Raw genomic sequence first — 13,727 nt, forward strand, 5'->3', positions numbered from 1 at the left:
TTGTACAAATTCCAAGGGACTCTCAAGTTAAATAGACAGTTGCAATATGTAAAGAACGCTAAAAAGGGCTTTTCGCCAAAGCAGTCGCAACACTTCGTTACCAACTAAGGGGCGTGCATACAACTTGATTTGTTGATTGACAACCTACTACGCCCAATATACATTCTCGACCAACTGATGCTTTTGCTTGCACAGGTAAAATCTTTCACAAGTAAGTACTAAAACATTAATTATTGTATTATTTTAACTACTATGTTCACTAATAACCACGGATGATTGATTGATAGTCCACGCGTCGGCAAAGTAGCCCGTCGTAGACATCGCCTACTTTGCCGACGTTGATTTCTGCTCACTAAAGAAATTTTCTTACCCAAAAATCATGATTGCGACATTCACCTAATTTAATCCATGATTAGTGATTAAATTTAATCAATTAATTAATTATCATAAATTAGTCTAATCAAATACCAAAGATATTTAAAACAAAATCGTATACTAGTAAAGAATAAATATTTTCTATGCCCAACAAAAATTGTAAATTTAACATTTTTGCTGAGTATACTATATATCTTGTGTCTTTGAAAGTTCAACTACTAATGAATTATCTCAAAATGCTCAGTTTTCAGTCTTGACTTTACACTTAATCAAATATAAATTGATCAAGATTTGCTTATAAGGATTTGAGCGCTGCTATTTTGTCATCAATATGTCAGGATTATTTTGGCTCGAATGGCTCAAACGAGTTTTAGAGAGCGTCTTTTTTCGGAAGTTGTGAGGATCGACAAGAAGCAGAGAGGATAGGGGCAAAGGGAAAACCCATACTTAGAGAGATTTTCAGTTATTTAGACCACGACTGAGACGGGAAGTAGGGAGTAAGGGGTAGTGTAGTTCAATTACTTGAAAAGCTCTGTAAAAGCAGGGCAAGATAACTGACCTTGACTCTGCACCTTGTGTCTCTGTAAGATACGCTGTTCTTTGTTTGCGCTACGTGTCTCGACACAAATATTTCTTTTTTCGACCTAAATAAATCTAGTTGTTCTGTTCCAAAGCAAGAGGATATGTCTTTTTTCCTCTCTGCCTCTTGGGTAAGAAACTTCTACTTAAAAATAGACCCATACACGGAACTTTGTCTAATGACACTGGATACGCTAATGACCCCGGAAAAAATTTTTCTGGATGGAAAAACTTTTATTCCTGCCGAACAATTACCTATCCCGGAGTGGCCTTGTGTTGTGAGTGAAAGATCACAACCGACACTGACGGTTAAAGATGATGATTTATTTTTTGTGACAGATACTATCGGGAATATTTCTGGCTGTTCCCTCAACGATGGTAATCGCAGTATGGGACTGTTTTGTTGTGATACGAGATTTCTCAATCGCTTAGAGTTGCAAATTGAAGGGCGATCGCCTGTACTTCTCAGTAGTACTGCTGAGAAAGGGTTTTCACTCTCAGTTTTGTGTACTACCCCCAAAATCGACGAACGCCTGAAAGCCGAGACTATCGGAATTCGCCGAGAAATCGTGCTGAATGGGGCACTATTTGAAGAAATAGAAGTATCTAACTACAGCACAACCACTGTCAATTTTGAACTAACCATTAGCTTTGATGCGGATTTTGTTGATTTATTTGAAGTCCGGGGCTATGACAGAGAAAAACGAGGTCGGCTTTTACGCCTAGTAGAACCGACGGCTGAGGAAGGAACATTTTCTCTATTCGATGGCATTCCGCCTGTACTCAAAGAGCCATCCGCCTCTAGGGAAGAATCCTTGACACTCGCCTATCAAGGTCTGGATGGCTCAGTGATGGAATCCCGGATTCTATTCCAGCATCGGCAACCAGACTATTTCAAGGGTTACACTGCGGTTTGGCAGCTAGAGTTGGCTTCTCACGAAACTCAAAAGCTGGGCTACCGAGTGAATATGTTGAGAAACAACCAGTCCAGTTCAACCGTGAGTGCCGCCACTACATTAGGACAGGCGAAAGCTGCTGAGTTGATGGAGGAGCAAAACTGGGTACAGCAAATTACCCGTATTAGCTCAGATAAGAGTACCTTCAATCGAGTGATTGAGCGGGCTGAACAAGATATGTATTTGTTGCGCCAGTCTTTTGGTAAGCATAAGACTGTTTCCGCCGGAGTGCCGTGGTTTTCGACACTATTTGGGCGAGATTCGCTGATTACAGCTTCTCAAACCCTAATGTTAAACTCGCAAATCGCCAAAGAAACCCTGATATTACTGGCGGCATACCAAGGTAAAATCGACGAGGAATGGCGCGAAGAAGAACCGGGTAAGATTTTGCACGAGTTACGTTTGGGAGAAATGGCTCGTTGTCAAGAAATTCCCCATACGCCTTACTACGGTACAGTTGATGCTACTCCTCTGTGGCTGATGCTCTACGCCGAACATTATGCTTGGACTCACGATCAAGAACTCCTAGAGCAACTTTGGCCGAATGCTCTAGCAGCAATGGAGTGGATCGATCGCAATACTAAACAAACCAGCTACCTGAGCTACTTCCGTAAATCCAAACGCGGTCTTGTTAACCAAGGTTGGAAAGATTCTGGCGACTGTATCGTAAACCACAAGGGAGAATTAGCCAACGGGCCAATTGCCCTGTGTGAAGTGCAAGCTTACGTCTATGCTGCAAAAATGCGCCTAGCAGAAATAGCTAGGATGAAGAAGCGGCTTGATTTGGCAGATCGTTGGCAAGAAGAGGCGAGAAATCTTAAGGTTCGTTTTAATCGAGATTTTTGGGTGGAAGACCAAGATTTCTGCGCTTTGGCTTTGGATGGAGATGGCAAGCCAGTAGACAGTATTACCTCAAATCCTGGCCATTGTCTGCATTTGGGTCTATTCACACACGAAAAAGCTCATAGTGTAGCAGAACGGTTGCGGGCACCAGATATGTTTAATGGTTGGGGCATTCGGACTCTGAGTAGTTTGTCACCTGCTTATAATCCAATGGGCTATCATATTGGTTCGATTTGGCCCCATGATAACGCTCTGATTGCAATGGGATTGCGATCGCTCGGTTTAATCGATCAAGCCTTAGAAATATTCCAAGGTTTATTCGACATGACTGAGCAGCAACCCTATCAACGTCCTCCAGAACTTTTCTGCGGCTACGAACGAAACGGTGATAATGCACCTGTGCAGTATCCGGTTGCCTGTACTCCCCAAGCTTGGGCTACTGGCAGTATTTTCCAATTACTGCAAATGATGGTCAACTTGGTGCCTGATGCTCAAAATAACTGCTTGCGAATAATCGACCCCGCTTTGCCAGAATCGATTAATCGTCTGTCATTTCATAATTTGCGAGTCGGCCCCACCATCCTCGATTTGGAATTCGAGCGTTCTGGGACTACGACTGCTTGTCGCGTTGCGAAAAAACGGGGCAATCTGCGGGTGGTTATCGAAGCATAGGAAGGGAGTAGGGAGTAGGGAGTAGGGAGTAGGGAGTAGGGAGTAGGGAATTTACCACTCCCTATTTTATGCTTGGTGCGATCGTCGCGCAGTGCCATCCACTCCAACAATCCAGTGTTAGCCCGCTTCATCGCCAGTGTGTAGAGTTTTCAAGAGTTGCTCTGTAAGCTCAATCAATTCATATACAGAATTTTGCGTAAGTTCTGTAGTTTTGAAGCCATGAGCGATCGCATTACGTAATAAGAGTGCATTCATTAGTAACTGATACTCAGCTTTTGAAATTACACCTTCAGTTGCTAATTGCTTTACTAAGTAGAGTGGATCAAATCCTTCTAAACTTAGCTCTTCCATTTCGGTAATAAGTCTCAAAGTTGCTTCTACCAAAGACCAAGAATATAGAATAGCTGATTCTGGATGTTGCGTTGTAAGTTGCCTTACTACTTGCAACTGTGATTCTATTTCATGTTCTTGAAGAGAACCCTCTGCTTTCAGAGAATACATTATATCCTCTGGGTTGGTCATTACTAATTCAAATCTCCAACCAGGATGTCTTTCTACCGCTTGAGCTAAATTACCTAAGTATTGATTAGAAGAAGAGTTAAGTGAGGAGCGTGACTTGACTTGAATAACTACATTTTCTTCTCCACGACGTACTATCATGTCGGGGCGATAGGTTTTAAGGAAGTCAGGCAAGTCTTCTAGACTTGGATGAAAAAAAACTTCGTAACCCTTTTCACGATACTCTTCTGCTAGTTTCAGTAATCGCTCTCTTTCTAAGTTTGCGGTTGAAGTTGCCATCAAGTAAGTACCTCCTGATCAGGAGCATCAATTACGACAATATGTAAGAACTCATTGCGACGGGCAAAGCCTTCAGTCAATGTCGAGGTCATGTTTTCTACTTTAAAGTTACCTGACAAATTCCTCTTTCTAACTAGGAGGTCGCTTACTTGCTTATCATCGATGTAGGCTAATCCTTTAATTGCATCTTGAATAGGCTTCACTGTATTGTCTACATCCATTTTATCAGAATCATAGAAATAGGTTATCTGGAGCATAACCAACCCAGTAGCTGTTTTTTGTTCCGAAGACCAGTATTTTTCAGCCTCTTGTCGCACTGTCGTTTTCCAATCTTGAATGGAATTACCCTTACTGCGCTTACGAGCTTGTTGTGATACTGGTGGCCCATCTACTATGAACTCAAATCTGGTCAATACACTTCTAAATAATAGATCACAGGTTATTCTATGCTAGTAACCCTGAACACAAGCAGATAACTCCTGCTACTCATTATTGCGGCTTGCATCAACAACCACTAGAAAAGGATCGAAGAAAGCTTCTACGGCTTGCTGAAATCTTATGCCGTCATGATTGCTTGGATTAATCCCAGCTTTCTACTCGTTCCAAAGCAAGGTGACACCATTAACCACGAAAAAACATCCGACCTCATAATTTAGGCAAGATGTATTTACGTTGTCAATACCTTTGTTGTAAAAGTTTACAATTACAATTCAAGGCTGAATCATAATTTACACCCAAACAGACGCGATTAATCGCGTCTCCTAACTCCTGTACGGACGCGATTAATCGCGTCTCTTTTACGCTTCCTCAGAATTTTCTCTTTTATGTCCTGGAGATGCTTCGTAAAGTGCATCGAGGTGTTGACGCGCATCTTCAACGTTAATTGAACGCATTACCAAAAGTGGCTCTTTAATTAAGTTGCCCGCGCTATCTAATAACTCTGGATGGGGTACAAACTGTTTCTTTGATGAATAATAACCATAGTTGCCTTGATTATTCATTGGCGAGGAATTCGTCGGGTAAGTTCGCTCCCGATCAAAACTGAACATGATCAGGTTACGAATTAAGTTGCCAACAGCTATAAATGCAAGGATTGTAAAAGCAAGAATGTAAAGCAGATGTAACATTGGATTTTCCTCCAGAGCAGCAATTTTTAAAACTTTATTTTGTAACGCTTTGTTTCGCCGATACTGTGACTCACAGTTAAGACGAGTATTCTACGCACTTTTCATGCGCTTACATCTATATGAAGCTATTTGTCAACCGTTATTTCACTTACGGTAGCATAGGATACATTGTCTTGTTAATCCAAATAATGTTAAGAAATTGTTAAGTTGTTTTTACTATCTCTTTAACGACTGATTTACCATCTTGCGTAGACGCTTCCTTGCCTCGTCATTAAACATCGCTAATTAGTCTGCCGAAATTTAGCAGATGCTCCCAGTGGCTGCTTAGACTTCACGTCCTTGACGAAAGCGCATTGCGACATTCCAGCATTCTGTTACTAAGTCATGCCAAGGCATTAACGTTGCCATATCAATGCCGACTTGTTTATCAGTTGCATTAAATAGCATCTTTGCCGTATTTAGTTCATCTTGCGCTTGCTTAACCCGCAAGAGCAAGTCAGATTGCTGTTGGGGACTCATAAATGATAGTTCCTCAGTTTCGAGTAAATGGCGTGATCGCATAAACCAATGCTGAAAATCTTCCAGCAGCGGATCTAAAACCGTTTTCAACAACTCTGTCCCTGGTAAATTTGAGTCTGACATAAATGAGAGGTATATTTCAAACTTGCTTACTAATATTAACGTTATTTACGTTTCTTAACACTTTTTTGATTTCTCTCATAATTAGAGGAGGTAAAAATATGTAACAAAAAACACATAATTTATTATATAGTCTTGATATCAGGTTTGTACAGTGCCTTGGGAGAAGCATCTAGTAGGTATATATGACACCGAATTGCAATTTATCAGATAATTTGGCGATGTCTACGACGGGCTACGCCTACGCGGGCAATTCTGAATTTGACACTCAGGTAAGAAATCAAAAATTTATCTTTATCCCTGATTGATTTCTGAATTCAGTCGTCAGAAATCAAAATCAATATAGTGGGGGATTCAAACGCGTTACCTAGAAGCACCACTCAAGAAAGTATATTTAGTGGGAATCTTCAACCCCTTAATTCATCCGCCTGTTGGACTCCAATTCATGCTTAATTCTGACTCCTGACTCTTGAATTCTGTTTTGATAATCAAAGTCGTTATAGTTGAATAAGCCTACAGATTCAGATAAATCACCTTTTGTAATCACTTCGCCAATGGTTCAGCAGCCAATGTCGCCAAATTCATCAAATCAGTCACAACAGTCAGAACAAGTTGAAAAAATTTATTTACCGCGTACCAGCGAATCAGAGAACTTAAAAAAGATTCGCCACACTGCTTCCCATGTAATGGCAATGGCAGTACAAAAGCTGTTTCCCAAGGCGCAAGTTACAATCGGCCCTTGGATTGAAAACGGTTTTTACTATGACTTCGACAATCCAGAACCATTTAGCGAAAATGATCTCAAAGCCATCAAGAAAGAGATGGCGAAGATTATCAATCGTAAATTGCCAGTAATTCGGGAAGAAGTCAGCCGCGAAGAAGCTGCACGCCGGATTCAGGAAATTAAGGAACCTTACAAGCTAGAAATTCTGGGAGATATCAAAGAGGAACCAATTACGATTTACCACCTGGGGAATGAATGGTGGGATTTGTGTGCGGGGCCTCATCTGGAAAATACTAGTGAATTAAACCCGAAAGCTATTGAACTAGAAAGCGTTGCTGGTGCTTATTGGCGTGGGGATGAAACTAAAGCCCAATTACAACGCATCTATGCCACCGCTTGGGAAAGTCCAGAACAACTCACCGAATATAAGCGACGCAAAGAAGAAGCGCTGCGGCGAGATCACCGAAAACTGGGTAAGGAACTGGGATTATTTATATTTTCTGATCTAGTGGGGCCGGGTTTACCCTTGTGGACACCCAAAGGTACTTTGTTACGGAGTACTTTAGAAGACTTCCTCAAGCAAGAACAGTTAAAACGGGGTTATTTATCTGTAGTAACGCCTCACATTGCCAGAGTAGATTTATTTAAAACCTCTGGACATTGGCAGAAATATAAAGAAGATATGTTCCCCTTAATGGCAGATGATCAGGAAGCTGCCGCACTGGAACAGGGCTTCGTCATGAAGCCGATGAATTGCCCCTTTCACATCCAAATATATAAGAGTGAGTTACGCTCTTATCGAGAACTACCGATGCGCTTGGCGGAATTTGGTACTGTTTACCGCTACGAACAATCAGGCGAATTGGGTGGTTTAACACGGGTACGCGGTTTTACTGTGGATGATTCTCACCTGTTCGTCACCCCAGAACAGCTAGATAGTGAATTCCTCAGTGTGGTGGATTTGATTTTGTCGGTGTTCAATAGTCTGCAACTGAAGAACTTTAAAGCTAGACTCAGTTTCCGCGATCCTGCTAGTGATAAGTACATCGGTGATGATGAAGTTTGGGACAAAGCCGAAGGTGCAATTCGCCGTGCGGTTGAAACCTTGGGGATGGAACACTTTGAAGGTATTGGAGAGGCGGCATTTTATGGGCCAAAACTTGACTTTATCTTTAGTGATGCCCTAGATCGGGAGTGGCAATTAGGAACTGTACAGGTAGATTACAATTTGCCAGAACGCTTTGATTTAGAGTACGTTGCTGAAGATGGTGTTCGCAAACGCCCAGTGATGATTCACCGTGCGCCTTTTGGTTCACTGGAACGGCTGATTGGGATCTTAATTGAAGAATATGCAGGCGATTTCCCTTTGTGGTTAGCGCCAGTGCAAGCTAGATTATTGCCGGTAGGTGATACACAGCTAGACTTTGCTAAAGATGTGGTGGCGAAAATGAGAGCCTTAGGCATCCGTGCAGAAGTTGATACCAGTGGCGATCGCTTGGGTAAACAAATTCGCAATGCAGAGAAAGAAAAAATACCCGTGATGGCTGTGGTGGGAGCGAAAGAAGTCGAAACCAACACCTTGAGTATACGTACCCGTGCCTCTGGGGAATTGGGAGTTATACCTGTAGATGAGGTGGTGGATAAGATGAAGGATGCGATCGCTAAGTTCGAGAATTTCTAAAATCTAACCGCAGACGCACACTAATCATAATTAGTGTGCGTCTTGCCTAGTAGCGTATTGAGGCTTACTGAATCGATGGTCTAGGTGTTGGGAAAGGAGCGATGTCTACGACGAGCTTCTCTACGAGACGCTACGCAAACGCTTACGTAACGTATTTAAATCAAAGACTTAATTAGATAGATCCAGAAATTAAATATGCGTTATCCAGAACTCTTGTAGAGACGTAGCAGTACTACGTCTCTACATTTTTTTCACTCATATTTCTATTAATGGAGTTGAAAGATTTATTTTAATTTTGACTTTTAACGGGCTGTGGAAAATTAGAAAGTATCACAGACGACAAAACTTTTCTCAATCACCGCACCCAAGAAAACTTTTCTAGTTATTCAACACTGTTAGGATTGATTTAAAGACTTGTGGAATCTGCTCTTCCTAAACAGACTGGACTTGCATAAATTACTGTCAATAATTTTTGACTCACATCATGAACCGCTTTACCTCTATTTTGCTCGCCGGCTTGATAGCATCTGCTTCAGCTTTGGCTATTTCTCCAAAAGCTGATGCTAAGACACCAGCGTCTTATCTTGCTGGGTTAGATAGCTACGGCTATCAACGCAACGATGATGGTAACTACGAACTTCAGAGTCGTCACCATAGAAATGATGACTCTGACCGCCAGAACGACCTTCGGAACATTCGTGACAACGATCGCCGCTATGAGCGCGACAATAACCGTCGCTATGAGCGCGACAATAACCGTCGCTATGAGCGCGATAATAATCGCCCTTATGAGCGCGAGAATAATCGTCGCTATGAGCGCGATAATAATCGCCGTTATGAGCGCGATAATAATCGCCGTTATGAGCGCGATAATAATCGTCGTTATGAGCGTGATAATAACCTTCGCAACATTTATGACAATAACCGTCGCTATGAACGCGATCGCGACTGGGGACGTGGTTAATCCTTTTGCCTATTTATTAAGCTTAGTTCCAAGTGAACTGAGAATTGATTCTACTTGGCGATAGGACAAACACAATCTCTTTTTCCACTCATTCTAATATCTGACTTTTCACTCTTATCTAGAAAACCTCGCTTCCATTCCGTAGTAAGGAAACTTGATCGTTGCTCAGGTTTAGCGTTAGCTTTTCTACATGACGTGAAAAGTCAGATTTTTATTAAATCAAGAATTTACTCTCAGTCTAGAAGTCTCTTTCTCAATTACGAATTACGTTAACGGAGTTCAGAGGTGGATTCATCCAGTTCAAATACTCGTTAACGGAGTTCAGAGGTGGATTCATCCAGTTCAAATACTCGTTAACGGAGTTCAGAGGTGGATTCATCCAGTTCAAAGACTCGTTGACGGAGTTCAGAGGTGGATTCATCCAGTTCAAAGACTCGTTAACGGAGTTCAGAGGTGGATTCATCCAGTTCAAATACTCATTCACGAGTATCAAAGACTCAATTTAATTGAATCAAGAATTTGCCCTCAGCCTATAAGTCTCTTTCTTAATTACGAATTACGTTAGCATCGCGGGGCGTAGCCCATTACGAATTACGAATTAATATCACGACCTTGGCCGCAACAGTTGCACGAAGGTATCACTTACAGTATGGTCTTTAGTATCGGCGGCGTATTGAACTAATTTTTCCTTCAGTTCTTTAGCAGCATCTAAAGGCAGTAAGTTGACTAGCAAAAAGTAGACACCACGAAAACGGGAATCGCCCATGTGGTCAATCAGCCGATTTTTCGCTTCATCACTATCGCCCAGAAAGTTCTGCACTAAAAAGAAATCCATAATCTTGTCGTGGCGGAAATACCATTCTCTCTTGGCTGCACCTTCTTCGTTTTGCCACTGACGGCTGACGACCATTTTATATTTCTCATCTTCTAAAGACTGGACTACCTGCTGAAATTTATCTCCAGGTAGCGCCTGTTCATCGTTAAGCCGCATTTGATAAACAGCATCGGAGAATTTTTTTAAGGGAAATTCCTGGTTCCACTCTTGCAGGTATTCGGCTGCCATCAAATTATATTGCTGTTCTTGCAGGTGAAACAGGTCGGGGTATTCGCCTTGGGAGATCATTAACGCCACAACAGTTAAATCCATTGGGTTAGAGAGAACCCTTTGATTAGCAGCTAATTCCTCTGATGATTGCTGGTTGCTGAAGGCTTGAGTTAAGTAATTATTGCAGGCTTGTTTGTAATCACTACTTTGTACTTTGGCATCTTTGGGGAATCGTGGCTGACGGGTAAGCAAAAATTGCTGAATTTGGGCTGGCTCAAGGGGCTGTAATTTATATATCTTGGCTGTTGAGGGTGGTGTCCACTCTAGGGGCTGGGTAGTCATGATGATGTTACCCCGGAAGTAGCTTTCGACAAACTGACAAATTTTTGCCCTGGTGTCGGCTGTGACTTCGTTGAGTCCGTCAATGCAGATATCTAATGCACCACTGTAAATTAAATTCTTGAGAAAATCAGCATCTTGTGCTTGCCCGTGCAGCTTGGCTTGAATTGCTTCAATTACCCCCTTGTCGCACTTGCGGGCTGGGAGATAAACCACAATGCGCGGTGAGGTTTTTACCAGATGGCGCAGAAACATCGACTTACCCAAGCCGGAATCACCTTCTAGAACAATTTGCCCGGTGATGCTGGGTAGCACCTGGGTAATTGCTTGGGGTTTTTCTGCACTGGGAACTTTCACCTGAGATTCTGGGAAGTATGTTTGGGGGTTAAAATTATCTAACCCGGCATCGGCTAACAAAGAAGGTTTGAAGGGTTCAAATAATTTGCGACGGAAAAAGGGAATCCAAGCGAGGAGAAAGCCGACGTAGCCCACGCCTAAGATGCGTCTTACCCAAGGGTTCCAGAAGAAGATGGCTTGGACTTGGGGAAATTTGGGATAAGCGAAGATGAGGAGAAGCCAAAAGGCAGCGTGAATTAAAATAATAGTTCGGGCGTTGAGAAACCACTGCCAACCCTTGAGGTTAACTATTACTGATTGCAGTGAATCAGCTTCGTTGTATCCGGCGTTTTTGAGGTTGTTGTAGTGAGTTTCTAAAATCACAATATCTTGTGGTTTCCAAGAGACTTTTCTCGCAACTACAGCAATTTGCTTTGCTAAGTCTTCTCGTAATCGTGCAAAATCTCGACTTGGTTCCCAAACTTGGGCAAAGAGTTTGAGAGTTTTATCACCTTGATCATGGCTCAATTGAGCAGGAATTGCTTTTGGTCTGCCCAGCCATTTAAGCAGTGTTTTGACTTCATCAGTGCCGCCACCCAGAAAATATGTCAAAAATCGCCACTGTGCAAATTCTGATTGACCTGCATCATAGATGCTATCCAGAATTACAACAATATTATTTAGGTTGAGTTGTTCTATCTTTCCCAATGCCGATGCTGCACCGTAACGAACATCAGCCTCAACGGATTTATCCTTGAGGAAGTCGAGGATGTAGGGTTTGGCTGCCTCCCCCAGATTTCCCAATGCCTTTGCTGCACTGGAACGAACTATACTCTCAACGGTTTTATCTTTGACGATGTCAGCAATGTCTTTAACGTAGGGTTTGGCTGCCTCCCCCAGATTTCCCAATGCCTCTGCTACACCGAAACGAACTATACTCTCAACGGTTTTATCCTTGAGGATGTCAACAATGTCTTTAACGTAGGGTTTGACTCCATCCCCCAGATTTCCCAATGCCTGTGCTGCAACGGAACGAACTACACTGTCAACGGATTTATCCTTGAGGAAGTCTTTGATGTAGGGTTTGGCTGCCTCCCCCAGATTTCCCAATGCCGATGCTGCATCGGAACGAACTACACTGTCAACGGTTGTATCCTTAAGGAAATCGAGGATGTCTTTGACGTAGGGTTTGGCTGCCTCCCCCAGATTTCCCAATGCCGATGCTGCACTGGAACGAACATATTTGTCAACAGTTTTATCCTTGAGGATGTCAGCAATGTCTTTGACGTAGGGTTTGGCTGCCTCCCCCAGATTTCCCAATGCCGATGCTGCCCTGGAAAGAACTACACTGTCAACGGTTTTATCCTTGAGGAAGTCGAGGATGTCTTTAACGTAGGGTTTGGCTGCTTCCCCCAAATTTCCCAATGCCGATGCTGCATCGGAACGAACACTTAAGTCAACAGTTTTATCCTTGAGGATGTCAGCAATGTCTTTGACGTAGGGTTTGGCTGCCTCCCCCAGATTTCCCAATGCCGATGCAGCATCGGAACGAACAGAGGGGTCAACGGTTTTATTCTTGAGGATGTCAGCAATGTCTTTGACGTAGGGTTTGGCTGCCTCCCCCAGATTTCTCAATGCCGATGCTGCACCAGAACGAACAATTGAGTCAACGGATTTATCCTTGAGGATGTCAGCAATGTCTTTGATGTAGGGTTTAGCTGCCTCCCCCAGATTTCTCAATGCCGATGCTGCACCAGAACGAACAATTGAGTCAACGGATTTATCCTTGAGGAAGTCGATGATGTCTTTGACGTAAGGTTTGGCTGCCTCCCCCAGATTTCCCAATGCCGATGCTGCACCGGAACGAACATCAGCCTCAACGGATTTATCCTTGAGGAAGTCGAGGATGTCTTTGATGTAGGGTTTGGCAGCCTCCCCCAGATTTCCCAATGCCAATGCTGCACCTCTACGACCAATTGAGTCAACGGTTTTATCTTTGAGGAAGTCGAGGATGTCTTGAACGTAGGGTTTGGCAGCCTCCCCCAGATTTGCCAATGCCGATGCTGCACCGGAACGAACAATTGAGTCAACGGTTTTATCCTTGAGGATGTCAGCAATGTCTTGAACGTAGGGTTTGGCAGCCTCCCCCAGATTTGCCAATGCCGATGCTGCACTGGAACGAACATATTTGTCAACGGATTTATCCTTGAGGATTTTGGCAGCTTTTTGAGCAATATCTTCTGGTTTCTTTCCCAGAGATTTTAAATCTTTTAGATCATATTTAACTAATTTGTCTAGTGCAGACCCCTTTACTCCGTCATATCCATCTTCAAGGGCAACAACGATACCGTTAATCTGCCATGCTTCTGGTTTGGGCTTAGGCTGTTCTTTCGTGCTTACCACAAGCGTATTATTCCTGTTTATCCCAAGCACTTTCGTGCTTACCCCAGGCAGGGCAAGGAGGAGAGTCAACAGCAGGATAAAGGTAAAAAGGTAAAAAGGCGACGATCGCTTTTTAATTATGTGCAGATACATTTGTATAATTCCTAATTTATTTAGAAATAAAGCCTCTTTGTGCCCTTTCTCTGGTAAAGAAAGAGAAGGGAGTTAGGTTTTTTAGTAGTAAATCAGGAACCGCTACAGTTATCT

Annotated in this window: 10 protein-coding genes; 4 read left to right on the forward strand and 6 right to left on the reverse strand. The window is 42.8% G+C overall.

Annotation, left to right across the window (positions count from 1 at the left end):
• Window positions 1-1,133 precede the first annotated feature (1,133 nt).
• Window positions 1,134-3,425: an amylo-alpha-1,6-glucosidase gene (locus V7K62_RS21845; protein ID WP_334867736.1), complete on the forward strand. Its 2,292-nt coding sequence runs from the start codon at window positions 1,134-1,136 to the stop codon at window positions 3,423-3,425.
• A 117-nt stretch (window positions 3,426-3,542) separates the two neighbouring features.
• Here the strand turns inward: V7K62_RS21845 and V7K62_RS21850 are convergent, their stop codons facing one another.
• The 4 genes from V7K62_RS21850 to V7K62_RS21865 all read right to left on the reverse strand — a co-directional run bounded on the left by V7K62_RS21850 (window position 3,543) and on the right by V7K62_RS21865 (window position 5,992).
• The gene (locus V7K62_RS21850; protein WP_334867738.1) at window positions 3,543-4,223 is read right to left on the reverse strand and encodes a hypothetical protein; all 681 of its coding nucleotides are present in this window, start codon (window positions 4,221-4,223) and stop codon (window positions 3,543-3,545) included.
• Window positions 4,223-4,636: a RusA family crossover junction endodeoxyribonuclease gene (locus V7K62_RS21855; protein ID WP_334867740.1), complete on the reverse strand. Its 414-nt coding sequence runs from the start codon at window positions 4,634-4,636 to the stop codon at window positions 4,223-4,225. Before V7K62_RS21855 ends, V7K62_RS21850 begins: the two co-directional genes overlap by 1 nt.
• Window positions 4,637-5,020: 384 nt before the next feature.
• Window positions 5,021-5,350: a DUF2973 domain-containing protein gene (locus tag V7K62_RS21860; protein ID WP_104905415.1), complete on the reverse strand. Its 330-nt coding sequence runs from the start codon at window positions 5,348-5,350 to the stop codon at window positions 5,021-5,023.
• Between the two features lie 324 nt (window positions 5,351-5,674).
• Window positions 5,675-5,992: a DUF2605 domain-containing protein gene (locus V7K62_RS21865; protein WP_334867742.1), complete on the reverse strand. Its 318-nt coding sequence runs from the start codon at window positions 5,990-5,992 to the stop codon at window positions 5,675-5,677.
• Window positions 5,993-6,174: 182 nt separating this feature from the next.
• On the opposite strand from V7K62_RS21865, the gene V7K62_RS21870 reads away from it, so the two are divergent.
• The 3 genes from V7K62_RS21870 (at window position 6,175) to V7K62_RS21880 (ending at window position 9,358) form a co-directional block, all read left to right on the forward strand.
• Window positions 6,175-6,297 carry a hypothetical protein gene (locus V7K62_RS21870; RefSeq protein WP_334867744.1) on the forward strand — a complete coding sequence of 41 codons (123 nt, stop codon included), beginning with the start codon at window positions 6,175-6,177 and terminating at the stop codon, window positions 6,295-6,297.
• A 246-nt stretch (window positions 6,298-6,543) separates the two neighbouring features.
• Window positions 6,544-8,394, forward strand: a complete 1,851-nt coding sequence (gene thrS, locus V7K62_RS21875; RefSeq protein WP_334867966.1) for a threonine--tRNA ligase — start codon at window positions 6,544-6,546, stop codon at window positions 8,392-8,394.
• 484 nt (window positions 8,395-8,878) lie between these two features.
• Window positions 8,879-9,358 carry a hypothetical protein gene (locus V7K62_RS21880; RefSeq protein ID WP_334867745.1) on the forward strand — a complete coding sequence of 160 codons (480 nt, stop codon included), beginning with the start codon at window positions 8,879-8,881 and terminating at the stop codon, window positions 9,356-9,358.
• Between the two features lie 253 nt (window positions 9,359-9,611).
• Here V7K62_RS21880 and V7K62_RS21885 read toward each other — a convergent pair whose 3' ends face one another.
• On the reverse strand, window positions 9,612-9,821 hold the full coding sequence (locus V7K62_RS21885; RefSeq protein ID WP_334867747.1) for a hypothetical protein: 210 nt from the start codon (window positions 9,819-9,821) through the stop codon (window positions 9,612-9,614).
• 141 nt (window positions 9,822-9,962) lie between these two features.
• A complete protein-coding gene (locus V7K62_RS21890; protein ID WP_334867749.1) occupies window positions 9,963-13,481 on the reverse strand; it encodes a HEAT repeat domain-containing protein in 3,519 nt (1,172 codons plus the stop codon).
• Between the last annotated feature and the right edge of the window lie 246 nt (window positions 13,482-13,727).

Origin of the sequence: Nostoc sp. (assembly GCF_036917935.1) — a bacterium.
Taxonomy (GTDB): Bacteria; Cyanobacteriota; Cyanobacteriia; order Cyanobacteriales; family Nostocaceae; genus Nostoc.

Excerpts from the sequence above, each read along its gene's own strand:
- V7K62_RS21870 (WP_334867744.1), top strand. The coding sequence starts at position 6,175 with ATGACACCGAATTGCAATTTATCAGATAATTTGGCGATGTCTACGACG.
- V7K62_RS21885 (WP_334867747.1), bottom strand. The coding sequence starts at position 9,821 with ATGAATCCACCTCTGAACTCCGTTAACGAGTCTTTGAACTGGATGAAT.
- V7K62_RS21865 (WP_334867742.1), bottom strand. The coding sequence starts at position 5,992 with ATGTCAGACTCAAATTTACCAGGGACAGAGTTGTTGAAAACGGTTTTA.
- V7K62_RS21850 (WP_334867738.1), bottom strand. The coding sequence starts at position 4,223 with ATGGCAACTTCAACCGCAAACTTAGAAAGAGAGCGATTACTGAAACTA.
- V7K62_RS21845 (WP_334867736.1), top strand. The coding sequence starts at position 1,134 with ATGACACTGGATACGCTAATGACCCCGGAAAAAATTTTTCTGGATGGA.
- V7K62_RS21880 (WP_334867745.1), top strand. The coding sequence starts at position 8,879 with ATGAACCGCTTTACCTCTATTTTGCTCGCCGGCTTGATAGCATCTGCT.
- V7K62_RS21860 (WP_104905415.1), bottom strand. The coding sequence starts at position 5,350 with ATGTTACATCTGCTTTACATTCTTGCTTTTACAATCCTTGCATTTATA.
- thrS (WP_334867966.1), top strand. The coding sequence starts at position 6,544 with ATGGTTCAGCAGCCAATGTCGCCAAATTCATCAAATCAGTCACAACAG.